Raw genomic sequence first — 24,489 nt, 5'->3', positions numbered from 1 at the left:
CTCTTTAAATTACTGCTTTAAATGATAACTATAAGTTGAAACAATGATATTTTCTCTTGAATTTAAAATTGCCCTAAGCCGCAACGACGTCTGGTTATGCAGAATATTTTGCCATGGTCGTCGGGGAACAAACTGGGGAACTAAGACGGTTGTCGTAAAGTTTCGCTCAGCCGCCCGTTTGGCAATGACATCACAGAATCTTAACGTTGGAGTCGTAATTGACCGGTAGGACGAGTGAATGTCTACAAATCGAATATCAGGATAAGCCTTCTTAAATTCGATTGCGGTCTTATGTTCCTTAGTTGGATTTTCATCAAATGAAACATGCATCGCAATGACATAGTCACCAATTGACTTAGCGTAATTAATTGCGCCAGCGGTCACGCGAGTCACATTGCTAATCAATACGATAACGGTTGCGCCATCATATTCATGGACTGCATCTTCCGTGTCTTTTGTAATTTTAAGTTGTTTCGCAACATTTTTATAATGAGCGTGGATTCGATAGAACAGATATAGCACTGCTGGCATCACGATAAGATATGGCCAAACATTGCTGAAATGAAGGAAGAACAGGAAAATAACTAACATGACGGAGATAAATGCCCCAACAAAGTTAATAAACGCTTTTAATGGCCAAGCGCCCTCCCGTTCTCTAAACCAGTGAATAATCATCCCTGATTGCGATAAAGTAAATGGCACGAAAACGCCAACTGCATACAATGGAATCAATAGTTTGGTCTGTCCATGGAATATCAAGATCAAAATGATGGCCCCAAATGCTAATGAAATAATACCATTTGAATAGCCCAATCGATCTCCCCGGTCTAAGTACGCATGCGGCAAGAACTTGTCCTTTGCCAAATTATAAGCAAGGATTGGAAATGCCGAGAATCCGGTGTTAGCAGCTACCGCTAAAATTAAGGCAGTTGATAATTGCAAGATATAGAACATGATGCCGTGACCAAAGACGCCCGCACCAATTTGTGAAAGTACGGTTTGCTCTCCGTTTGGCCGAATCCCCATGTAGTAACTCAAATAGGTGATGCCGGCGAAGAAGATACCCAAGATAACTGCCATTATTGAAAGTGTCGCTGCAGCGTTTCTTCTCTTTGGCTTATGGAAGTTAGGAACCGCATTACTAATGGCTTCAACACCTGTTAGTGATGAAGATCCAGATGAGAATGCCTTAAAGAACAGGACAGCTGTCATCCCCTGAATTGGGGCATTGACACTTGCTGCCGCGTGATAGACGATTTGACCGGTCATAATATTATAACCACCCCAAACAATCATCCCAATAATCACGACAATAAAGAGATAAACGGGAACGGTCAAGAATGCAGCTGAATCACGTAATCCTCGTAAATTAAGAGCCATGATGCCAATCACAATTAAAACGGCAATCAAAACTCGCTCACTACTTAAACTCGGAATCGCCGAGGTAATGGCCTCGGTTCCTGAAGTAACAGAAACGGCAACCGTCAACATGTAGTCAACTAGCAGTGATCCACCAGCAACTAATCCTGCTGACGTTCCCCAATTTTTACTAGCAACAACATAGGCGCCCCCTCCATCTGGGTAAGCGTGAATAATCTGTCGATAAGACAATGTAATTGCGAATAATAGTACCAAGACCAAAGCAGCAACCCATAATTGATACATTAATGCCGCTGCTGAAAGTGTAATAAGTACCGTCGTAATTTGTTCAGTCCCATACGCCACAGATGATAACGCGTCTGAAGAAAGTAGTGCAAGCGCCTTAAACTTTGTGAGCGCTTGTCCTCCTTCATCTGCTGTTTTTAACGGCTTACCAATAAGTATCCGTTTAAGATATCGCCACATACTACTACTCCCTCGAAAACTGATTTTCATTAATATCAAACTTAATTTTCAGACTTTATCGTCCAACGAAACAAAAGTATTTTACTCCTTTTGTGCATGCAATACTATAAATAATTTACATAAATGAAATAGCAACACATAGCCATCATAAGTCAAATCAATTTGTTTTCCAACCCCAAAGAAAAAGAACTCAAAACGTTAAGTTTTGAGTTCTTTAAGTTGTTACTAGATTACATCATACCGCCCATACCTGGTTGAGCAGGAGCTGCAGGTGCTGCACTATCATCCTTTGGCTCATCAGCTACAACAGCCTCAGTAGTCAAGAGAAGTGCTGAAACTGAAGCAGCATTTTGAAGAGCTGAACGGGTTACCTTGGTTGGGTCAACAATTCCGGCCTTAACCATGTCAACATATTCACCAGTTGCGGCATTGTAGCCAGTACCTGGTTCCAATGACTTCAAGTGTTCAACAATGATTGATCCTTCAATACCAGCATTTTCAGCAATTTGACGAACTGGTTCTTCTAGTGCACGTCTGACAATGTCGACACCAGTAGCTTCATCACCAGTAGCCTCAACGCTTGCTACATCATCAATAACGTTAATTAAAGCAGTTCCACCACCAGGAACAAAGCCTTCCTCTACAGCGGCTCTTGTGGCGTTTAGAGCATCTTCAATTCGATACTTGCGTTCTTTTAGTTCGGTTTCTGTTGCGGCACCAACACGAATAACTGCGACACCACCAGAAAGCTTTGCTAAACGTTCCTTTAATTTATCACGATCAAAGTCTGAAGTTGTTTGGTCGATTTGTTGTTTGATTTCAGTGACACGTTCGCTGATAGTAGCCTTATCGCCGGCACCTTCAACAACCGTAGTCGTATCTTTGGTAACGTTAACCTTGTTAGCTTGGCCTAATTGATCAAGTGTTGCGTCCTTCAAGTTCAAGCCAAGATCATCAGTAATCACAGTCCCACCGGTTAATACGGCGATATCTTGAAGTTGGGCCTTACGGCGATCGCCAAAGCCAGGAGCCTTAACAGCAACAACGTTAAAGGTTCCACGCATCTTGTTAAGAACAAGAGTTGGTAATGCCTCACCAGTAATGTCATCAGCAATGATTAAAAGTGAACGGCTTTGTTCAACAACTGATTGAAGAAGTGGCAAAATATCTTGAATATTACCAATCTTCTTGTCGGTAATCAGGATATATGGATTGTCGAGGTTTGCTTCCATCTTGTCGTTGTCAGTGACCATGTATTGTGACATGTAACCACGATCAAATTGCATTCCTTCAACAACGTCTAAACTCGTATCAACACCACGTGATTCCTCAATCGTGATGACACCATCATTGCCAACCTTGTCCATTGCATCAGCAATTAGCTTACCAACTTCTTCGTTTGAAGAAGAAATTGAAGCGATTTGAGCAATATCATCCTTAGTGGTTACCTTATGTGACATTTTGTGGAGTGCAGCAACAGCTTCAACGGTTGCTTTTTCAATCCCACGACGAATGCCAACAGGGTTTGCACCAGCAGTCACGTTTTTCATTCCTTCAGTAACGATAGCTTGCGTTAAAACAGTGGCCGTTGTTGTTCCGTCACCAGCAATATCGTTCGTCTTTGAAGCAACTTCAGCAACTAATTTAGCACCCAAGTTTTCGAAATGATCCTTTAACTCAACTGCCTTTGCAATCGTTACACCATCATTAGTAATGGTTGGGTTACCGTAAGATTGTTCGAGCACAACGTTACGTCCCTTAGGACCAATGGTTGTCTTTACTGTGTTTGCTAATTGATCAACACCACGTAACATAGCGCTACGAGCGTCTTCAGAGAATTTTATTTCTTTTGCCATTTATTTTCACCTCATCAATAATTTTTTATTATTCTACAATCGCAATGATATCTTTGCCATGAACAACTAAGTATGACTTGTCGCCATCTTTGACGTCAGTACCTGCATACTTGTCAAACAAAACAGTGTCTCCTATTTTTACATCGGGCGCAATTTCTTTGCCACTTTCCAGTAAAGTACCTTTGCCGACTGCAACTACTTTTGCAGTTTGTGGTTTTTCTTGCGCATTACTTGCAAGGACAATGCCACCAACAGTTTGTTCCTCTTCTTCTTGTGCCTCTAAAACGACACGATCACCTAATGGTTTTAACACGTGAATCCCTCCAATAAAGCTTTTTTATGTTTTTTTGTACTGTTAGCACTTGAATACTTCAAGTGCTAATCACAATTACAACTATATGATTTTTTATATCATAATGCAAGTCATTTACTCCGCAAAAAAAGTGACGTTGCCATTGCAACATCACTTTGAAATTAAGACTGATAATTATCTAGGAAGTAAATGAGTGTTTGTAATTCATTCGTCAAATCAACGTTTTGAACTCGGACATCATCTGGCACTGTCACTCTGAGAGGTGTAAAGTTTAAGATTCCTTTTACGCCACCCTTAACGACATCATCCGTCACTGATTGTGCAACGTTAGACGGAACAGTAATGATAACCACTTCAATTTGTTGGTCTTTTAATTGTTCCTGTAATTGATTCATTGGATAAATTGGAACGCTACTTTGAATAGTATTAACAATATCCTCTTTTACATCAAAGGCAGCACTAATTCGAACGTTACTATTTTGGTGGAAATTAAAGTTTAGAAGTGCGTTCCCTAAATTACCAACACCAATAAGCGCAACGTTTGTTAACGTGTCTTGGTTTAAAATTTTCTTGAAGAACTCAAGTAATTTTTCAACATCATAACCGTAGCCACGTTTACCTAAAGCCCCAAAATATGAAAAATCACGGCGAATCGTAGCCGAATCAACCTTAACTGCTTCTGATAGTTCCGTTGAAGAAACCCTCAGCTTATCTGAATCCTTTAAAATATTTAAATAACGATAATAAATGGGTAACCGTTTGGCAGTTGCCCGTGGTATTTTGGTTTCACTCAAAATGTTTCCCTCCTTGATTATTCCATCACCCTATACGATTTGGCTGATTACTTAATTAGATTGTGAATTTATATTTCCTAGTTATTGTAGCATAAACGCCCTTCTTGTGAAATGATTTGCAAAATTTTATCTGAATCCCCTGTCTTATAGGTAATCAAATATGATAAAATAGTTTCACTATACACGAAAGGTTGATGGCAATTATGCTCCTACAAGTTCAACACGTTACTCGTCGATTTGGCGCGGATCCCTTATTTGAAAATGTAAACTTAGATGTGCCAGATAATGGAAGAGTTGCGTTAGTTGGCCGAAACGGTGCAGGTAAATCAACCTTAATTCACATTATTACCGGTGAAGAGGCTCCAGACGAAGGTCAGGTGACGATGAAACGTGGCTTAACTATTGGCTACCTTGCACAGGATACGGGTCTTGATTCTGATAAAACCGTTTGGGAAGAAATGCTAAGTGTCTTCGCTGGTCTCATTGAAATGGAAGCCAAGATTCATCAATTAGAAGCCAAGATGAGCGATCCGGAAGTCATTCAGAACGAACAATTATTTGAAGAGACTTCCGTACAGTACGACCATCTACAGCATGAGTTTCGCGAACAAAACGGCTTTGGCTATCAAGCTGAAATTCGTGGCGTCCTTCATGGATTCGAGTTTGATGAATCTTACTACGACCGTAATATTACAACGTTATCGGGTGGGCAAAAAACACAACTTGCCCTTGCGAAACTTCTACTGGAAAAACGGGACCTCCTTATTCTTGATGAGCCTACCAACCATTTGGATGTCGAAACGCTGACCTGGCTTGAAGGCTATATTCAATCCTATAAGGGTGCCCTGCTGATTGTTTCCCATGACCGATACTTCCTAGACAGAATTGTGACCGAAGTTTATGACATGTCATTAGGGTCAGTTGCACACTACAAAGGTAACTATTCCAAGTTCATGACCCTCAAAGCGGAGAAGCTCAAACGGGAATGGAAAGAATATGAAAAGCAGCAAACAAAAATTACCCAGCTCGAAGATTTTGTGAATAAAAACATCGTTCGTGCCTCCACAACAAAACGCGCCCAGTCCCGCCGGAAACAACTCGAAAAAATGGACGTCATTGATCGCCCAGAGAATGAAGACAAGGTCGCCCGCTTTAGATTTGATTCTTCTCGGACCAGCGGAAATATTGTTCTAACTGTTAAAGATTTAGCAGTGGGCTACGGTCTCCAGAAAGTCTTATCAGAGCCAATCAACCTAAACATTAAAAAGCACCAATCCATTGCAATTGTTGGCCCAAATGGTGTGGGAAAATCAACCCTCCTCAAAACAATTTTAGGTCGAATTCCCGCCATCCGTGGAACCGTCGAATTAGGAACTGGCGTCGATATTGGTTATTACGATCAAGAACAAGCGTCTCTTCACGATAAAAAAACGGTACTTGCTGAGTTGTGGGACGATCATCCTACTACTCCTGAAGCGGATATCCGCTCTATCCTAGGCAGTTTTCTATTTACTGGTGAAGATGTCGATAAGCTCGTCCACAACCTAAGTGGTGGCGAAAAAGCCCGTTTATTACTGACTAAACTGGCATTACGTCATGACAACTTTTTAATTTTAGATGAGCCGACCAATCATTTAGATATTGACAGTCGTGAGGTTCTGGAACAAGCACTCAATGAATTTGATGGCACCATACTTTTCGTTTCCCATGACCGATATTTCATTAATCAAGTTTCGACTTCGGTTGTCGAAATCTCACAGGAAGGGTCAACCCTCTTCTTAGGTGACTACGACTACTTCACAAACAAAAAACAGGAACAGGCAGAAATTGCGGAACTTGAGCTCCAGGAGCAGCAAGCTGCTGACACCACATCGGTAAGGTCAAAACCAGCTCCCATCACAACAGACTATCAGAAGTCAAAAGAGAACCAGCGCCAGCTTAGAAAATTAAGTCGAGAAGTTGATGCATTGGAACAACAGGTAACTGATTTAAGCAATCAAAAATCCGAAGTAGAACTTCAAATGACAAAACCAGCATCGTTTAACGATCCAGCTAAAATGACTGACCTACAATCCCAACTTTCCAAAATTACGACAGAATTAACTGAGTCTGAGGATCAATGGGAAGAAAAATCAATCGAGTTGGAAAACCTATCCAATTAAAAAAATTGCAATGAAGTGAACCCCAAATATTGGACGAAACTTTAAGCAACTTTCTGGGTGGTAAGAGTTCGGTATTTAACCGGACTCTTACCACCCAGTTTTGTTTTAATTCTAGAAAAATTATAATATTGAATCCAGCTCGATATTGCTGAAGTTAACTCTTCAAGCGTATTGAGCTCTTTTTGATAGTACACTTCTGCTTTCATTATGTGAAAGAAGCTTTCCATTGCGGCGTTATCTAAACAGGTTGCTTTTCGAGACATACTTTGAATAATTCGACGTCGTTTCAAAATCTGAACCCAACGAATATTCTGATATTGGAATCCTTGGTCTGAATGGATTGTTGTGCGATAACCTAATTGTTTGGGAATGCGATTGATTGCTGACTCTAAAACCTTTGTCGTGAATGTCACAGTTGGATTTAAAGAAATATTATAGCTAAGTACTTCGCCAGAAAACAAATCATAGATACACGTAAAATAAGCACGCTCTTCAATCGTTTTCTTGCCCCAACGAATTTCAGTAATGTCTGTCGTTAATTTTTGATAAGGACGATCTGACATGAACCGGCGGTTAAGTCTGTTTTTCGCAATAGTGCCAACCGTTCCTTTATAAGAATTATACTTTCGAGATTGTTTACTAAAGGCAGTCGACAGTAGGTTTAATTTTCGCATCAAGCGTAATACTTTCTTGTGGTTAACGACTATACCCATTTCGCGTAATTGCCCAGTAACCTGACGATAACCCGCCGCAGGAGCCTTAGTCTTGAAATCAGTAATTGTTTGTTTAAGTCCCGCGTCTTTGTCGCTATCAACGGCAACGTGACTTACAGCGTAGCTGTATGTACTTTTGGCCATTCCAACTACTTTGAGGATCTTGACAAGCTTATAGCTCGACCTTAATTCTTGGATGATTTGTGCTCGTCGTCTTGTTGTGATCGAACCAAGGCCTTCAATTTTTTTAGATATTCGTTCTCAATCTTTAGTAATTCGTTCTCTTCGCGTAAATGTTCTAGTTCACTTTGCTTCTTAACTTTCTTGTTTTGTTTATTCGTTGGCATTAGCTTTGGTTGCCCCTTACCACGATACAAGGCATCAACACCATTTCTTTCGAAAGAACGTTGCCATTGCCAGATTGTGGACGGCGCAGAAATATCGAAGTTAAGGGCAGTTTCAGTTAAGGACGCCTGGTTCGTTTTCATCCATTTTAAAACATTTACCTTAAAGGAGCCATCATAAACTTTTCCTGGTCTTCTAACTTCAAGTCCTTCAGTACCGAAATGTTGATATTGTCTGATCCATTTATTAACGGTTGTATAACTTTTGATCTGGTATTTACGAGCGATTAACTTAAGTCCGAGCGAAGTGGTCAAATAGTCTTGAACAACCTTAAATTTAAATAGTTTAGTGTATTTTGTCATAGTAAAACCCCCGGTATTGGATTTGGTCCAATACCGGGGGTTCACTTCACAATCATAATTGATTGCAATTTTTTTTATGCACTAGTTCCCTTTGCCCAATCAAACTCCAGACTGGGATCCGCATTTAATTTAGCGCCCACAAAATTTTTCCGTTGATATTCCACATAAGCCTCAGCACCAATCATGGCCGCATTATCCCCACAAAGAGGTAATGGTGCTTTTATGAAGGTAACATTGGGGAATTCTTGAATCTCCTGATCTAATCGATCTCGAAGTCCTTTGTTAGCCGCAACTCCTCCAGCTAAAATAAGCTGCTTAACGGGGTATTTCTGAAGTGCCTTTTTGGTTTTATCAGCTAACACGTCCACAACCGCTTGTTGAAAGCTGCATGCCAAATTTTCACGACTTAACGTTTCACCAATTTGATCAGCATGATGAACCGTATTGATAAACGCACTCTTTAACCCACTAAAGCTAAAGTCAAAGTCATCCGTTTTGTCCATTGCCCTTGGAAATTTGAAGGTGTCCGTGCCAATATGTGCCAATCGGTCAACTTCTTTACCAGCAGGATAGTTGATGCCCATTACCCGACCAATTTTGTCGTAAGCTTCTCCTGCTGCATCATCCCGGGTTTCACCAATAATTTCAAATTTGCCGGGCTCATTCATTAGCACCAGTTCTGTATGTCCACCAGAAACCAGCAATGCGAGTGCTGGAAATTCAATTGGCTGAACGTACCGAGCCGCGTAGATATGACCCGCCATGTGATTAACTGGAATTAAGGGTAAGCCATGGGCAAACGCAACGGTCTTTGCGGCAGTCACTCCCACCAACAAAGCCCCCACCAAACCGGGACCGTACGTCACCGCAACGGCGCTTAAATCAGTGTAATCAACGCCAGCTTGTTCCAATGAATCATCAATGCAGCTCGTAATTTGTTCAATGTGATGACGGCTTGCAACTTCCGGCACAACCCCGCCAAATCTTTGATGACTTTTTATTTGCGTTGCCACAATGTTCGACAAAATTTCCTGTCCATTTTTAATGACCGCCACACTTGTTTCATCACAACTGGATTCAAACGCTAAAATTAAAGTGTCTTCATTACTCATAAGTGAAAATTTTCCCTTCTTACATAATCTTTTTTAATAAATTTGCGTCCTCTTCAGGATCTCGATAATATCGTTTTCGTTGACCAACTTTAACAAATCCCAGTGACTGATAGAGCTTGATAGCTGACAGATTGGAAACTCGAACCTCCAAGAAAAGTTGCGTTCCCTTGTCCAGCGTCTTAAACCACTCCGTAAACAATTTTCGCCCAACGTGCTGGTTCTGTTTAGCAGGTAAAACTGCCACATTTGTGATGTCAATTTGATCAAGCACGACCGTTGTTCCCAGGAACCCAATAATTTGTTGATCTTGATAAATAACAAAATATTGGCTTTCAGGTCTAAAAATATCGCTCCTGAACGCCTGGATTTTCCATGGAGAACCAGTGTCATAAGCAGAATCTGCCACTTCGTAGATTTTCTTAATCAATGTATTTTGACGTTTCGCAGCATCGGTTAGTGCTTCAAATTTCAAACTTTTATTATCCATTAGTTAAGTATCAGCGTCATATCTTGCGCATCTTCATGGTCGCCAAAATAATAGCCGCGTTTGATGCCATCATTTTGAAATCCAAGATCCCGATAAATTCGTTGTGCGTGCTCATTACTGATTCTGACTTCTAAAGTGACCCGTAGATATTCCAATTCACGGGTTTTTTTGATAACCGTCGTCATTAAGAAATAACCTAGCCCGCGATTCTGATAATCGGGCACAACCGCAATATTCGTCACGTGGGCCTCTTTTTTTGAATGGTCAAAAGAACACCCGACAACAGCGAGCAATCGATCGTTCCGCCTTAAAACTAGGTAAAGACGGTCATTGATTCGATTAATCTCAGCAGCAAACGCCGTAGAATCCCACGGTGTTTTTCCGCCATAAACAGCCCGTTCAATTCCCAATATTTCGGGAATATCAGTAAATTGGGCCTTTGCCAAAAAGTAGAGCGTATCTCGAATTTCGACTTGATGATTCTTAACATCTAACAGCTCACGTCGTTTAAGTCGCTCTTGTTGTTTAAATATATTCTGGTACCAAGTTTTAAATTTTTTCAACATACGAACCAGCGTCCTCTTCTGGATGTTGTTTTTTCCAATCAGCTTCTGCCTGCGTTAATCTTAAATAATTAGGTACAAAGTCATTAACATCGGTTACTAATTGCAATTTTTCTCCTAATATTCCTAATCTAGCAGCTTGTGGCAGATTATCGACACTATTGGCTAACAAATAGTTATCGTTAAATTTATCCGCAAAATGAGTGCCATCACCAATGACGTACACCGTTTCAGCCAACGCATCTACCTGACGATAAAAATCATCAAAATCGACGTGCTGATCCGCAAGAACGCTCTCTGGAACCCCACCTTTCATTCGGTATAATCCTGTAAAAATATTATTATTTCTGGCATCAAAAATTGGCCAAACTAATTGCCCGTCACGTTGGCAATTTAAGGCTAACGCTTGAAGACTAGAAACACCCACCAAACCTATTTTTAAGGTGTCTGCTAATACCTTCGCGGTCGTCACACCAATTCGAATTCCTGTATATGATCCAGGACCCTGTGCGACCACCACTCGATTTAAGTCCGCAGGAACCAAATCTGATTTTGCCATCAGATCTTCAATTACGGGCAACAAATATTCGGCGTGCTTTTGATGAACCGTCATCGTGACCGTTCCTAATACGGTTTGATCTTCCAGTAGTGCCACGCTCAAAGGTCGGTTTGAGGTGTCTAACGCTAGTACTTTCATTTTGTTATTAGTTCCCTTCATAGCTTATCTCCAAATATCATAACATAAAACCTACAACCCGACTAAATTCAGTCCAAACAAAAAAGGCGCCAGCTGACGTCTTTAGTCGTGATTTCTCCATTTGATGGTCGCGGTAGCAGAAACTGCATCCCCCACCAAAATTTGATGATTCGTCGTTAATTCTCCGTCTACTTCAATTGGCTTAGTAACAATACTGTCAATCATGTGCCCATATTGAACTTCATTTTCAAAACGTAAGTAAATAGCAGTGGGCTGATGAGTTGCTAGAAAATCCATCGGTAAAACATCTGTAAACCATTCTAGATAGTGGGCATTGTTTACATGACCATTGCCATCGATATCATAGTATCTTACTTGATATTTTTGCTCAATCACATCATCAGCGGCTTCAACCTTCGTTGGTCGTTTCAGCCTTGGTAGTCGTTTGACTGGTTCGGAATCATAGGGTTCCAAAGCCGCAGCTGGAATTGTAACCATTTTTCGTGATGATTTATTCATCGTCACCCAGGTACTTCGAACATGGACAAGTTCTTTACCATCCGAATCCTTCATCCAAAACTCACGAAACGCAAAAAAACGATTATAAGAAGTTGCTTGAGTTGAAATAGAGATTGTTTCGTTAATTTCTGGAAGTCTGTCGATGCTAATATCATACTGGATGACCACCCAGCCAAGACCAAATTGTTCCATAAAGTCGGCACCTAATCCCAAATCCAAATTCTGCTTTTCAGAAATTAAAATGATGACGTTAAGCAACATTGCTGGTGTCATATAGTTAGTGACATCACACTCGTAGTAGGGAACCTCATGTTTTTCTGTATATAATTTTGCGGCCATCTTTCCACTTCTTTCTAATCTATATGGTGAAATTGGTTGTACACATCTTGGCGCTTTAATTTTCTTAACTTTGCAACCTGCTTGATTGCATCATTCGTCTTTTCTCCTGAATCAATGAGATTTTGAACGTGTTCTTCTGCAGATAAACTGAGATCAAATGACGGAACGGCCAGTTCTTCTGGTTGACTATTTCCAGCCAAAATAATAACAAATTCGCCACGAATCTCACTGGTAGTTGCCCATTCAAGGACCTCACTCAAGCTTCCTCTAATAAATTCTTCATGACGCTTCGTTAATTCTCGACAAAGTGCCACTTTTCGATCACCGAATCCAGCCAACAATGACTTAAGGGTGTCCTTCAGTCGATGCGGTGCCTCGTAGAATATTAAGGTTTCGCGATGAGATACCAAGGCAGCAATTTCAGTCTTTTGCTCTTTCTTTTTGCGATCTAAAAAGCCATAAAAGTAAAATGGCTGCGGTACTAGTCCAGATGCTATTAGAGCGGTTAGTCCAGCATTTGCTCCAGGAAGCGGTGCAACAGCAATATCAGCATCAATTGCGGCTCGAACCAAATCTTGTCCTGGATCGCTAATTGATGGCATCCCCGCATCGCTCACCTGAGCAATTGATTGTCCCTCGTTTAGCTTAGCAATCAATTGTGGAATCCGTTCCTTAGAGTTGTGCTCATGAAAGCTGATTTGTTTCGTTTGGATCTCAAAGTGATTAAGTAATTTTTGAGTATTTCGCGTATCTTCAGCCGCAATCAAATCAACGGACTTCAGAATATCTGCCGCTCTAAAAGTCATATCCTGTAAGTTACCAATGGGCGTCGGCACTAGGTATAGCGTCCCCGATTCATTTAAATTATCTGCGAAGCTACTCTGCGTTTTTAGCATTACCACCGTTCCTCCTATCGATCTCGATAAATAACTTCCATACAAAAGGCACACGAATCATCATCTTCACGGCGTTTACCGTACCATTCCTTGCAAACGTGAAATCCCTCTTCGTACAATTTTTCAAGATTTTGGCGTGACTTTGACAGCTGCGGCTCACGGCCTGTATTGTCCTTTGCATTGTTTAATAAATCACGTAGATGTTGGTTTTCAATTTCCAACTCTGCATTTTCTTCGATAACTCGACTTAATTCCGTCTGCAAAAGCTGTAATTGCGTCAAACTTTCACGAGTTTGCAGCTCTAAATTTTTGAAGTTATCGTAAATTTCTTTTTTATTCAAAATATCACCACCGATTCAATCTGTTCTCTGGGGTCAAATTCGCTTTAAAATTGTTAAGGTTAGTGATTCGACGATATTTTGAAAACTAATATTTCCCAATAATTGTCGCCTAGTCGCAAGACAATCCTGCATGATAGCTACTAATTTAAGTTGCGTTATTCCCCTTAGCGCGTTATCAATTGAATTTCTTTGTTGCGGAAACACCTCACTGTCTTGCCTACTAATTTGAAATTCATGCTCCAGGGTTTCATGCCAAATAGCCGTAATAACATCTAAGACTACTTGTTGGGATTTTTTATCGTGCACAAGCGGCATTATTTCTGTGGCAACTTGAACAAACGCCATATCATCCTTATTCACCAGTTTATCAAACCACTTGCCAACTGCTTGTTGGATATCGCTGAGCCAATCATTTTCGTTCAATTTCTTCATTTGATCTAAGTCATTCGTTAGGGAAATTGATAAATTCAATGTGCCTGCAGGTATCCCTGCAGCAGCTGCAATTTCTTTTAATTGTGATTTAGAAATTTGTGGAAATTCGACTACTTGCGATCGCGACAGAATTGTTGGCAAAATTAAATTCCGGTTGCTCGTTATTAAAAATGCCACAGTGTTACCCACTGGTTCCTCAATAAATTTTAATAGACTATTAGCCGCACTCGTTGTCATCGTTTCGGCAGCAAAAATAATAAACACTTTTTGATTGCCCTCGACGGCACTTTTTGAAAATTCAGACTTCAGAAATCGCACCTGATCAACCTTGATGCTTTGGCCATCCGGTTCAATTTCGACAACATCTGGATGTTCTTTTTCAATGATTCTTCGACATTCATTACAAACGCCGCAAGGAAAACCCTGATCATCAGGATTCTGACAGAATAATCGCATAGCTGCCAGCTTTGCAAGCTCTAGTCGGCCGCTACCAGCTGAACCGACAAATAAATAGGCGTGGGTCAGTTCATTTTCAGAAATGATTGTCATGAAGTGCTGCGCCAATTTAGGTTGTAAATTCTGTATTTTTTTTATCTCTTCTTTAGCCATTAGGTCCTCATTAAAATTGATGAAATTGTTCAACGGGTACAACAAACACCGTAGCGCCACCTACTTGTACTTCAACTGGATACGATGAAGTGCTATCTAGTTGCGCATCAAGATTTACGGGTGGTGTCATAAACTGCTGGCGCGTATGTGAGGCTTCTTGTATAACACTTAGAACCTCTTCGACTCGTTCATCCTCAATTCCAATCATGAACGTTGTATTCCCAGACTTTAGAAATCCACCAGTTGATGAAAGTCGGGTTGCCCTCACGTCATCATCAATAAATTGGTTGCTTAGGCGATTTGCATCTTTATCTTGTACGATTGCAATAATCAATTTCATAATCTTCAAACCTCCAATTTTATTGGTTGTTTAATTCTGATATTAGCAAATTCATTGTTTCTTTAGCAACCTCTTCGACAGGTCTAGTTGCGTCAATAACTTTAATTCGATCTTGGTTCGCTTTTGCAAGCTCTAAATAAGCAGCGTGAACGCGTTCGTGGAATGCTTGTTTCTCTAAATCTAGTCGATCAACTCGACTTGCGGTGCGGTGGAGCTTAATTCGCTCTAATCCAACTTCAACTGGCACTTCAAAATAAAGCGTCAAATTGGGGGTTAAGCCATTTGTTGCAAATAGGTTCATATTTGCGACTTCTTCTTCGCCAATAGAGCGACCGGCGCCCTGGTAGGCAACGGAACTATCAACATACCGATCACAAAAAACAACTTTTCCAGCATTTAACGCTGGTAGGATCGTTTCGGCAAGATGTTGTCGTCTTGCCGCTGCATATAGTAACGCCTCAGTACGAGCATCCATTTCAGTATTTTCACGGTCCAAAATAACTTCCCGAATTTTCTCTGAAATTCGATTTCCACCAGGTTCTCTGGTCAGTATCATCCCGTTTCCTAGACGACTCCTTAGTTGCTCCGAAATCATGTTCAAAACGGTTGTTTTACCTGCCCCATCGGGTCCTTCAAACGTAATAAATTTACCAGTCAATTTCAATAACCCCATTTTTAATTGATGATTTAATTGTACTTTATCTGTTAATTGATGTCTATTTGGATTGTTAACAACTTAATTTCTAAATAAAAGGAGCTAGTGATTTCTAGCTCCTTAATCCGTATAAACGGTTGCTTGTATTCGATTACTTCGAGTTCCTCTGCGCCTAGCCTCACGAAACAAAAACTCATACTTCTGCTTTGCGATTGCGGTCTGCGCAACGACTTCACCATTGTCCTCTTGAATCGCTTCTTCCGTCTGTCTGGCATGATCCCATTCAGACTTTACGGTTCCAATTAAATCTAATAGCTTTTCATCATAACTTTTTCTTAGCTGCTGCTTGTTTCGCTGAAACATTTCTCAGTCTCCAATCAAATTTCAGTTCTGCCCTCAACCGCCTTTGAAAGCGTCATCTCATCAGCATATTCTATGTCACTACCCACAGAAAGTCCGTGTGCCAATCTAGTAACTTTGATTCCGGCAGGCTTAATTAAACGTGAAATATACATTGCCGTCGCCTCACCTTCAGGAGTGGCGTTTGTCGCAACAATAACTTCCGTAATGGACTTGTTAGTTTGAAGCCGTTTAAGCAGGCTTGAAATATTAATATCTTCAGGACCTTTACCTTCAATTGGTGATAAAACGCCATTTAAAACGTGGTATAAACCATGAAAATCGCGCATTCGCTCCATTACCATGATGTCTTTTACCTGCTCCACAACCAAAACCTGACTTTGATCACGACTTTTATCCCGACAAATTTCACAAGGATCTTGTTCAGTAATATTGCCACAAATTGAACACGTTGTCAGATCTTTCTTGGTTGAGATTAATGACTTAGCAAATTCAGAAACATCCTCGTTGTCCATATCTAACGTATAAAATGCCAATCTGGTAGCCGTTTTACTCCCAATACCAGGTAATTTCATGTAACTTTCTATTAACTTTGCAATTGGTTCTGGATACTGCATTTTTTCTACCTCAATCTCGTCAATTACATTCCAGGAAGTCCCTTAGTGTATTTACCCATTGTCTCTTCAGTCGCCTTATCAACCTTTTCTAAAGCATCGTTAACCGCGGCCAACACGAAATCTGAAAGCATATCAGGGTCATCAGGATCGATTGCTTCTGGATTAATTGTCAAATCTTTCATCCTCCGCTCGCCAGTAAACGTTGCCTTTACCATCTCATCTGGTGCAACTCCGGTAAATTCTTGTTTATTTAAAGTTTCCTGTTCCTCGCCCATTTTTTTCTGTATTTGGCGCATTTGCTTCATCATATTACCCATGTTTCCCATTCCACGCATCATAATCTCAAATTCCCTTCATTTTTAGGTTAGTCTTTTTTTATATCTACTATATCTGTACCAAATAGTTCGGTGGCTTTCGTCACCACGGGATCCTCAACCGGTTTGGCTTCATCCTCTTTTGACTCATTTGCGGTACCATTTTCAGAACTTTCAACTGAACTTTGTCCCACTTCTTGTTTGTGTTGAACAATGTAATCTTTTCTAATCTGTGGCCACTGATCCTTTGGTACAAAGACAATGGTTGGCACTCGACCAATCAATCTATCCAGGCCATTTTCTAGTGCATCTAATAGTTCTTTATCAATGGTTGCTCGTTGAAAGAGGAACGAATAATCAAAGGCTACGATGACCCCATTTTTGCTGGCCGCCACTGGTTCGGAAACGTGCATGACTGCCCGTTGGGTGACTGATAATATCTGCATTAAATCTGGCCATATCTGCTGTAATTCTGCTAAATCTTCTCTGGCAGCTGAGTCTAAAACCGGATAAACTTTTGCCAAATTAACTCGAATTTCATGTTTGGTACTTGTTGCCTTTTTAGGCTTATCGATTGTTTTAATGGTGTTGGCTGATTGTCCAGCATCCTTCTGATTTGCAACAAGCTTTGACACTGTTTCCTTCAGTTGTGTTACTTGCCTTTCCAAAGTGGTCACTTCTTGGCTCTGATTACCAGAAGTTGTGCCTTCCACTGGCGCCTTCTTTATTTGCGCCAGCTGAATCGTTAACACTTCTAAGTATATATCAGGATGATTCGTGAGCCTCATCTGAGACTGAATATTATTTAAAATATTAATGATTTTAAATAAGTCGTCAGCTGATAACTGTTCGGAAAACTGCTTCACATCGTCGGGAACTTCGCCCAGTTCACTATCTGCAACAATTTCTGGTGCTTGCTGATATAAAAGCAAATTTCTCATATAGTCGAGTAAATCTTCAATGAAGCGGTGCGCATCCTTTCCCTCCTCCAAGACTTTTTGAAGGGTCACGAGTGCATCGGTTGTCTTCATTTGAATCACTTGGCTAATATAAGTCGACAATAGCCCCTTTTCAACGGAACCAGTTACAAGCAACGCATTATTCAGCGTAATTTCATTGTCGCCAAACGACAGGGCTTGATCTAAAATGCTCAGCGCATCCCGCATTCCGCCTTCAGCAGCTTTGGCAATCACCTTTAACGCCTGATCATCATAAGTGACTTGTTTTTCATCAAGAATATATTTCATCCGCTTAAAACTGTCAGCAGCCTTAATTCTTCTGAAATCAAATCGCTGCGTTCGTGAAATAATCGTGGCAGGAATTTTATGAGGCTCCGTCGTTGCCAGAATAAAAATGACGTTTGCTGGCGGCTCTTCCAACGTTTTTAGTAATGCGTTAAAAGCTCCTGTAGATAACATATGAACTTCATCAATAATATATACTTTATAATCAGCTTCGGTGGGCGTGTATTTTGCTTTATCGCGAATATCCCGAATTTCTTCAACACCATTATTCGATGCCGCATCAATCTCGATGACATCGTTCAATGTTCCCCGCGTGATTGCCTTACAAGTATCACATTCGTTGCAGGGTTCCCCATCCTTTAAAAAATGACAGTTAACTGCTTTAGCAAAGATTTTCGCTGCCGAGGTTTTACCAGTGCCTCGAGGTCCTGCAAATAGATAGGCATGACTAGTCTGCTTGGTAATCAAGGCATTTTTTAGCGTTTGCGTAATCAGTTCTTGGCCGATTATTTCATCAAAACGTTGCGGGCGCCATACCCGATATAATGCTTGGTAGCTCATGCTCTTACCCCTTTGTCATTCACTGTTTTCGAATACCTAACTAGTGTATTATACTGCGATTAAAATGCAATTCCAATGACACAAACTTATAAGATACTAAAAAAGGCTGGAACCTAGTCCAACCCCTTCACTATCTATCAAACTTGGAGCACAAAGCAAAGCAAACTTAGTGCTGCTTCCTTCCGGACCTGACACGATTCGTAAGTCTACCTTTGCTCCAAGGCCTTTCGGCAACTATAATCATAACTTATTATTCAAAGAATTACCAGTTTTTTCACCACCAGCACGTTGCTTTTTTAAGAATTTTCTTTTTCTTCTAGCCGCTCTAAAGAAAGACTGCATTTGTGACGTCGCCTCATCCGCAAGCAGTCCCTCTTCAACCTGAACCTGATGATTAAACCTGTCATCCGATAAGAGTTCATACAGTGATTTAACGGTGCCTGCTTTAGGATTTCGTGCGCCAAAATAGAGCGTTTTAATTTGGGAGTTGATGAGCGCACCACTGCACATTGGACAAGGTTCAACCGTGACGTAGAGATCACAATCAATTAAGCGCCAACTTTTTAAGACGTGATTAGCTTCCATAATGGCAATCATCTCTGCGTGAGCACCAGCCTCGTTCGAATGTTCTCGCAAATTGTGGCCCCTGCCTATAATTTTATTATCATGAACGACAACCGCCCCGATCGGCACCTCCCCAATTAAAGCAGCTTGCTTTGCCTCATCTAGCGCAGCCCGCATGAATCTGGTTTTATTTTCTTCCATCAATACCTATTCCTTTACACTATCCAATATATAATAACCTTTGTCTTTTTTGATGACTTCACAGTTACCAAAAACTTCAGTCATCAATTTCTTTGCTGAAGGGGCGCCCTGCTTTTTTTGCAAAACGACATTCAAATGACCACCCACTACTAAATGGTCGGATGCTCCAGAAAGCATGTCATCCACGACCTGTTTACCAGCTCTTACGGGTGGATTGGTTAATATTGCTGCATATTTTTTAGTCACCTGACTGTAAATATCCGATGTGAAAATGGTGACATTTTTAATGTTATTTTCGCTTGCATTCATTTTTGCCAAATGAAGCGCACGTTCATTGACGTCGGCCATATCAATTTGACGATTGGCGTATTTTTTAGCAACTGATAGACCAATTGGCCCGTATCCTGTGCCTAAATCGAGAATATCACCTTTGGGCAAATCAGCTAACGTTGCGTTATCTATTAGAACTCGTGAGCCAAAATCAATGGTTCGCTTTGAGAACACGCCATTATCCGTTACAAACTTCAAAACGTTCCCTAGTAAAGTAAATTCAAAATGTTTCTCTTCGTGAGCAACATCCGGATTATGCGAATAATAATGATCTGTCATTTTTTAAAATTCCTTTCAAATCTTAGTCGTTTTTCTAAATCCTATCAGAAAGCCCTTTCAGCTATATTTGGTGTTTACACATTAGAAAAACACAAAATATGGTGGGTATTTCTGTTGTTTTTTTCAAAATCTAGTGTACACTTTAGTTATTAGTTAATTCGTTGGGAGGAATTATTATGGCTAAAGTTGTTGTTTATTCAAAGAATAATTGTATGCAGTGTAAGATGACAAAGCGTTTTCTTTCGGAACACAACGTTCCATTTGAAGAAAGAAATATTAATGTTGAACCACAATATATAGACTATCTTAAGCAAAAAGGTTTCCAATCAGTTCCTGTTATAGAAGCAGAAGGCCAACCGTTAATCTCTGGTTTCCAACCCGATATGCTTAGCAAGATAGCTGGCTAAGAAAACTACTAAATTGTATTAACATAATACATAGTAGACTAAACCGGGCAACGATGCTATGAAAATTCATGGCATCGGCCTTTTTTATTTTAACTAAAACTAATTAGAAAGAGGATTGCATTATGACTTTAAAAAATTTGAAGGACGTTACCTATTACGACCTTAATAACGAAATCAATATCCCAGTAGATGGGCAGATTCCATTACAGAAAGATCAGGAAGCACTCCAAGCATTTTTAAAACAAAACGTTGAGCCAAACATGTACTCATTTAATTCTCTGAGAGAACGATTCGATTACCTATTAGATAATGATTACATTGAATCTGAATTCTTTAACAAGTATGATTTTAGCTTCATTGAAAAACTCTACGACTACCTAAAGAAACAAGACTTCCACTTTAAGTCTTTCATGGCCGCTTATAAATACTATGCACAATACGCACTAAAGACTGATGATGGCGATTACTATCTTGAAAACTTTACCGATCGTGCCGCACTTAATGCACTTTATTTTGCCGACGGTGACGAAGACCTGGCCATGAATCTCGCTGACGAAATTATTCACCAACGATATCAACCTGCAACCCCTAGTTTCTTAAATGCGGGCCGTAAGCGTCGTGGTGAACTCGTTTCTTGTTTCCTCATTCAGACAACAGACGATATGAACACCATTGGTCGAACAATCAATTCGGCCCTCCAACTGTCAAGAATCGGTGGCGGAGTTGGTATTAATTTATCAAATCTTCGTGGTGCCGGCGATCCAATTAAGCACATTGAAGGCGCTGCTAGTGGCGTTGTCCCAGTCATGAAACTTCTTGAGGATAGCTTTTCATATTCCAATCAATTAGGCCAACGACAAGGTGCCGGCGTCGTTTATTTAAGCGTCTTTCATCCTGATATCATCGACTTCTTAGCTGCCAAAAAGGAAAACGCCGATGAAAAAATTAGGTTAAAGACTCTATCACTTGGAATTACAGTTCCGGATAAGTTTTATGAACTGGCCAAAGCAGATGACGATATGTACTTATTCAGTCCTTATGACGTTGAGCGCGAATACGGCACACCATTCTCCTACGTTGATATTACAAAAGAATACGACAACATGGTCGCAAACGATAGGATTCATAAGAAAAAGCTTTCTGCTCGGGAACTTGAAACCGAGATTGGTAAATTACAACAAGAATCTGGCTATCCTTACATTATTAACATCGATATGGCTAACCGAGATAATCCAATCGATGGTAGAATCGTCATGAGTAATTTGTGTTCAGAAATACTTCAGGTTCAATCTCCATCAACTGTGGATAACCAACAGAAATACGTTAACCTTGGCCGAGATATTTCATGTAACCTCGGTTCTACCAACATTCTCAATTTGATGAACAGCCCCCATTTTGGCGAATCTGTTGAAACAATGGTTAGAGCCCTCACCTTTGTAACGGATCATTCAGATATCGATGTTGTTCCGTCAATTCAAAACGGAAACAAATTGGCTCACACCATTGGTCTTGGTGCTATGGGACTTCACAGCTTTTTAGCTAAAAATCAAATTTATTACGGTTCAAAAGTTTCTCTAGACTTTGTCAATGTTTACTTCATGCTACTTAATTACTGGACCCTCAAAGCCTCTAATGAAATTGCAAAGGAACGCCATGAAACTTTCTACAATTTTGAGAAGAGTGATTACGCATCAGGAAAATATTTTGATAAGTACGTCACTAAAGATTGGGGCCCAGAATCTGACGAAGTAAAGGCCCTCTTCAAAGATATTTTTATTCCAACAGAAGACGACTGGAAAGCTTTAAAAGAGGCAGTTATGAAGGATGGCCTTTACCATCAAAACAGATTAGCAGTTGCACCAAACGGCTCAATTTCGTATATTAATGATACAACCGCTAGTTTGCATCCAATCATTAATCGAATTGAGGAACGCCAAGAAAAGAAGATTGGTAAAATTTATTATCCAGCGCCATACCTTTCAAATGAAACGATGCCATATTACATGTCCGCATACGACATGGATATGCGAAAGGTCATCAACGTATATGCTGCTGCTCAAAAGCATGTGGATCAAGGAATGAGTCTCACCCTCTTTATGCGTTCAACAATTCCAGAAGGCCTTTATGAATGGAAAAATGGCCGAACAGATAAAATGACGACCCGTGATTTAAGTATTTTAAGGAACTATGCCTATCGAAAGGGCATCAAATCAATTTATTACGTTCGAACATTTACCGATGATCAAGACGAAATTGGGGCAAACCAATGCGAGAGTTGCGTTATTTAGTTGTTAATTTAATTTAAGGGAGAATGAAAATGTCTGAAGAAAATTATGAAGCAATTAATTGGAACCAAATTTCTGATCAAATAGATAAAGCCACCTGGGAAAAACTCACGGAACAATTTTGGCTAGATACGCGAATTCCAATCTCAAATGATTTGGCCGATTGGCGGACACTTGATGATGACCATAAATGGGTTGTAGGACACGTTTTTGGTGGCTTAACCCTATTAGATACCTTACAGTCTCAGGATGGTATGGCGGCACTCCGTCGCGATGTTCGGACACAACACGAAACTGCCGTGCTTAACAATATTCAATTTATGGAATCAGTCCATGCTAAAAGTTATTCATCAATTTTCTCAACTTTAAATACACCTGACGAAATTGATGAAATATTTAACTGGAGTGATACAGAGGAATTTCTTCAAAATAAAACCCGTCGAATTTACAATCTTTATCATGACGACGCAAACCCACTTAAGAAAAAGATTGCGAGTGTTTTCTTAGAGACATTTTTATTCTACTCTGGATTCTTCACCCCACTTTACTATCTTGGCCATAACAAGCTCGCCAACGTCGCAGAAATCATTAAACTAATTCTGCGTGACGAATCAGTCCATGGTACTTACATTGGCTACAAATTCCAAATCGCCTTTAATGAAATCAGCGAAAATGAACAACAAGAATTAAAGGATTGGATGTACAACTTCTTGTATGACTTATACAACAATGAAGAAAAGTACACTCACCTCGTTTATGATAAGGTTGGCTGGACAGATCAAGTGCTTACTTTCATTCGATATAATGCAAATAAAGCCCTCATGAACTTAGGCCAGGATCCTCTCTTCCCAGATACAGCTGAAGATGTTAACCCCATCGTCATGAATGGTATCTCTACTTCAACGGCTAACCACGATTTCTTCTCTCAAGTAGGTAATGGCTACTTGCTTGGTGATGTAGAAGCAATGGATGATGCTGATTACAACGTTAAAGATCCTGATGATAAGTAACTAAATACCAAAAATAGGACAATTCAGAATAAAATCTGAATTGTCCTATTTGTTTTGTCGAGATATAAAAAGCAAGCCAATAATAATGAAGGGTGAGCCCTTTGCTATTATGATAGCTAAACATATGTTAAGAAATAATAGTTACATCGATGATTGAACTTGGGGAATTTTATCGGACATACCATCCCAGGACAAAGGTACATTCATATTCCAACTTTGTTTAGCTAATAATTAATACTAGCGAACCCACCAAGTCACCTTGATGAGCTCAAACTATTAATTATTATTAATTAGTAGAATGTTCAGCATTAAATTTAGCTAAATATGCTGCATATGAATCGTTAAATTCTTTCTGTGCCTTATTATATGCAGCATCTGATTTTTTAGAATAGGCAGTGACTCTAGCATCGGATTTCCATTTTCCAGAAGATTTGCCTGAAGGATCGTCGGCGGCAGAAGGTCCATCAAATCCGTCAGGATTATATCCCTCATAACTAGTAGTCTTGGTAGTTTTAACTGGCTTACTTGCTAAATAACCACGCCAGATCCAACCCTTGATACCATTCTTTTTGTTCTTAATGTAGTAGTAAACAGCTTTATGGCCATTACTCTTTTTAACCGTAACAGACTGGTTAGTTGTCCAAGCAGTCTGTTTATAGTTAGCACCTTTATGATTCCAGTGCTTTAAAGAACGAGTGGTGTAAATCAAGCCCTTCTTACTGTACTTAGTATAAGTATGCTTGAAGTAGTGATGTTTAAGTTGCTTAGCAGCATAAACATGAGATTTGTAAACCTTAGCTTTAGCAGAAGCGTCAGAGACACCAGCGATCATAAAGAAAGCCATAATTGCAACAACGATTAACATTAATTTCTTTTTCATAATTAAATTCCCCCAAAGGATTGTGAGTTTAGTAGTATTATTGTTCAAACATTGATT

The 24,489-nt window shown here is 40.1% G+C and carries 26 protein-coding genes and 1 other RNA gene; 4 read left to right on the top strand and 23 right to left on the bottom strand.

Going from position 1 to position 24,489, the window contains the following annotated elements:
* Window positions 1-9: 9 nt before the first annotated feature.
* From FGL90_RS07485 to FGL90_RS07470, 4 genes are all read right to left on the bottom strand, one after another.
* Window positions 10-1,845: an APC family permease gene (locus tag FGL90_RS07485; protein ID WP_010620551.1), complete on the bottom strand. Its 1,836-nt coding sequence runs from the start codon at window positions 1,843-1,845 to the stop codon at window positions 10-12.
* A 230-nt stretch (window positions 1,846-2,075) separates the two neighbouring features.
* Window positions 2,076-3,701, bottom strand: a complete 1,626-nt coding sequence (gene groL / locus FGL90_RS07480; protein WP_010620550.1) for a chaperonin GroEL — start codon at window positions 3,699-3,701, stop codon at window positions 2,076-2,078.
* Between the two features lie 28 nt (window positions 3,702-3,729).
* Complete coding sequence (gene groES / locus FGL90_RS07475; protein WP_010620549.1) at window positions 3,730-4,014, bottom strand: co-chaperone GroES; 285 nt, start codon at window positions 4,012-4,014, stop codon at window positions 3,730-3,732.
* A 161-nt stretch (window positions 4,015-4,175) separates the two neighbouring features.
* A complete protein-coding gene (locus tag FGL90_RS07470) occupies window positions 4,176-4,808 on the bottom strand; it encodes a redox-sensing transcriptional repressor Rex (RefSeq protein WP_010620548.1) in 633 nt (210 codons plus the stop codon).
* A gap of 200 nt (window positions 4,809-5,008) precedes the next feature.
* Between FGL90_RS07470 and FGL90_RS07465 the strand changes: the two genes are divergently transcribed.
* Entirely contained in the window at window positions 5,009-6,970 is a 1,962-nt protein-coding gene (locus FGL90_RS07465; RefSeq protein ID WP_187240464.1) for an ABC-F family ATP-binding cassette domain-containing protein, read from the top strand.
* A 41-nt stretch (window positions 6,971-7,011) separates the two neighbouring features.
* Here the strand turns inward: FGL90_RS07465 and FGL90_RS07460 are convergent.
* From FGL90_RS07460 to FGL90_RS07375, 18 genes are all read right to left on the bottom strand, one after another.
* Window positions 7,012-8,390, bottom strand: a protein-coding gene (locus FGL90_RS07460) for an IS3 family transposase (protein WP_147657568.1) whose coding sequence is annotated in 2 segments (ribosomal slippage) — window positions 7,012-7,901 and window positions 7,901-8,390 — 1,380 coding nt in all. Because the reading frame shifts where the segments join, the coding sequence is not laid out codon by codon here.
* Window positions 8,391-8,464: 74 nt separating this feature from the next.
* Entirely contained in the window at window positions 8,465-9,502 is a 1,038-nt protein-coding gene (gene tsaD, locus FGL90_RS07455; RefSeq protein WP_010620546.1) for a tRNA (adenosine(37)-N6)-threonylcarbamoyltransferase complex transferase subunit TsaD, read from the bottom strand.
* Window positions 9,503-9,521: 19 nt separating this feature from the next.
* Entirely contained in the window at window positions 9,522-9,974 is a 453-nt protein-coding gene (rimI, locus tag FGL90_RS07450) for a ribosomal protein S18-alanine N-acetyltransferase (protein ID WP_076621480.1), read from the bottom strand.
* Between the two features lie 14 nt (window positions 9,975-9,988).
* Window positions 9,989-10,555: a ribosomal protein S18-alanine N-acetyltransferase gene (gene rimI / locus FGL90_RS07445; protein ID WP_147657566.1), complete on the bottom strand. Its 567-nt coding sequence runs from the start codon at window positions 10,553-10,555 to the stop codon at window positions 9,989-9,991.
* On the bottom strand, window positions 10,539-11,249 hold the full coding sequence (gene tsaB, locus FGL90_RS07440) for a tRNA (adenosine(37)-N6)-threonylcarbamoyltransferase complex dimerization subunit type 1 TsaB (protein WP_187240463.1): 711 nt from the start codon (window positions 11,247-11,249) through the stop codon (window positions 10,539-10,541). Before tsaB ends, rimI (FGL90_RS07445) begins: the two co-directional genes overlap by 17 nt.
* A gap of 102 nt (window positions 11,250-11,351) precedes the next feature.
* Window positions 11,352-12,107 (bottom strand): acyl-[acyl-carrier-protein] thioesterase, encoded by a 756-nt coding sequence (locus tag FGL90_RS07435; RefSeq protein ID WP_010620542.1) that lies wholly within the window; start codon window positions 12,105-12,107, stop codon window positions 11,352-11,354.
* A gap of 14 nt (window positions 12,108-12,121) precedes the next feature.
* On the bottom strand, window positions 12,122-13,003 hold the full coding sequence (rsmI, locus tag FGL90_RS07430; RefSeq protein WP_010620541.1) for a 16S rRNA (cytidine(1402)-2'-O)-methyltransferase: 882 nt from the start codon (window positions 13,001-13,003) through the stop codon (window positions 12,122-12,124).
* A 14-nt stretch (window positions 13,004-13,017) separates the two neighbouring features.
* Entirely contained in the window at window positions 13,018-13,344 is a 327-nt protein-coding gene (locus FGL90_RS07425; protein WP_010620540.1) for a DNA replication initiation control protein YabA, read from the bottom strand.
* Window positions 13,345-13,377: 33 nt separating this feature from the next.
* Window positions 13,378-14,385 (bottom strand): DNA polymerase III subunit delta', encoded by a 1,008-nt coding sequence (gene holB, locus FGL90_RS07420; RefSeq protein ID WP_029327613.1) that lies wholly within the window; start codon window positions 14,383-14,385, stop codon window positions 13,378-13,380.
* Between the two features lie 10 nt (window positions 14,386-14,395).
* Window positions 14,396-14,725, bottom strand: a complete 330-nt coding sequence (locus FGL90_RS07415; protein WP_010620538.1) for a cyclic-di-AMP receptor — start codon at window positions 14,723-14,725, stop codon at window positions 14,396-14,398.
* 19 nt (window positions 14,726-14,744) lie between these two features.
* On the bottom strand, window positions 14,745-15,383 hold the full coding sequence (tmk, locus tag FGL90_RS07410) for a dTMP kinase (protein WP_010620537.1): 639 nt from the start codon (window positions 15,381-15,383) through the stop codon (window positions 14,745-14,747).
* 117 nt (window positions 15,384-15,500) lie between these two features.
* Entirely contained in the window at window positions 15,501-15,743 is a 243-nt protein-coding gene (locus tag FGL90_RS07405; RefSeq protein ID WP_010620536.1) for a YaaL family protein, read from the bottom strand.
* 14 nt (window positions 15,744-15,757) lie between these two features.
* Window positions 15,758-16,357 (bottom strand): recombination mediator RecR, encoded by a 600-nt coding sequence (gene recR, locus FGL90_RS07400; RefSeq protein WP_010620535.1) that lies wholly within the window; start codon window positions 16,355-16,357, stop codon window positions 15,758-15,760.
* A 23-nt stretch (window positions 16,358-16,380) separates the two neighbouring features.
* On the bottom strand, window positions 16,381-16,695 hold the full coding sequence (locus FGL90_RS07395; RefSeq protein WP_010620534.1) for a YbaB/EbfC family nucleoid-associated protein: 315 nt from the start codon (window positions 16,693-16,695) through the stop codon (window positions 16,381-16,383).
* A gap of 26 nt (window positions 16,696-16,721) precedes the next feature.
* Window positions 16,722-18,476, bottom strand: a complete 1,755-nt coding sequence (gene dnaX, locus FGL90_RS07390) for a DNA polymerase III subunit gamma/tau (RefSeq protein WP_147657562.1) — start codon at window positions 18,474-18,476, stop codon at window positions 16,722-16,724.
* A gap of 137 nt (window positions 18,477-18,613) precedes the next feature.
* Window positions 18,614-18,700: signal recognition particle sRNA small type (gene ffs, locus FGL90_RS07385), an RNA gene on the bottom strand.
* Between the two features lie 16 nt (window positions 18,701-18,716).
* The gene (gene tadA / locus FGL90_RS07380; protein ID WP_147657560.1) at window positions 18,717-19,241 is read right to left on the bottom strand and encodes a tRNA adenosine(34) deaminase TadA; all 525 of its coding nucleotides are present in this window, start codon (window positions 19,239-19,241) and stop codon (window positions 18,717-18,719) included.
* 6 nt (window positions 19,242-19,247) lie between these two features.
* A complete protein-coding gene (locus FGL90_RS07375) occupies window positions 19,248-19,850 on the bottom strand; it encodes a class I SAM-dependent methyltransferase (protein WP_147657558.1) in 603 nt (200 codons plus the stop codon).
* Window positions 19,851-20,026: 176 nt separating this feature from the next.
* On the opposite strand from FGL90_RS07375, the gene nrdH reads away from it, so the two are divergent.
* The 3 genes from nrdH to nrdF all read left to right on the top strand — a co-directional run bounded on the left by nrdH (window position 20,027) and on the right by nrdF (window position 23,552).
* Window positions 20,027-20,257: a glutaredoxin-like protein NrdH gene (gene nrdH / locus FGL90_RS07370; protein WP_010620530.1), complete on the top strand. Its 231-nt coding sequence runs from the start codon at window positions 20,027-20,029 to the stop codon at window positions 20,255-20,257.
* Window positions 20,258-20,379: 122 nt separating this feature from the next.
* A complete protein-coding gene (nrdE, locus tag FGL90_RS07365; protein ID WP_147657556.1) occupies window positions 20,380-22,545 on the top strand; it encodes a class 1b ribonucleoside-diphosphate reductase subunit alpha in 2,166 nt (721 codons plus the stop codon).
* A gap of 29 nt (window positions 22,546-22,574) precedes the next feature.
* On the top strand, window positions 22,575-23,552 hold the full coding sequence (gene nrdF / locus FGL90_RS07360) for a class 1b ribonucleoside-diphosphate reductase subunit beta (RefSeq protein ID WP_010620528.1): 978 nt from the start codon (window positions 22,575-22,577) through the stop codon (window positions 23,550-23,552).
* Between the two features lie 286 nt (window positions 23,553-23,838).
* Here the strand turns inward: nrdF and FGL90_RS07355 are convergent, their stop codons facing one another.
* The gene (locus FGL90_RS07355; protein WP_010620527.1) at window positions 23,839-24,432 is read right to left on the bottom strand and encodes a hypothetical protein; all 594 of its coding nucleotides are present in this window, start codon (window positions 24,430-24,432) and stop codon (window positions 23,839-23,841) included.
* Window positions 24,433-24,489 lie beyond the last annotated feature (57 nt).

The sequence above is a fragment of the Secundilactobacillus malefermentans genome, assembly GCF_008033155.1.
In the GTDB taxonomy this organism is placed as follows: Bacteria; Bacillota; Bacilli; order Lactobacillales; family Lactobacillaceae; genus Secundilactobacillus; species Secundilactobacillus malefermentans.
The sequence above is the reverse complement of the archived record's forward strand: the minus strand, read 5'-3'. Positions and strand labels throughout refer to the sequence as shown.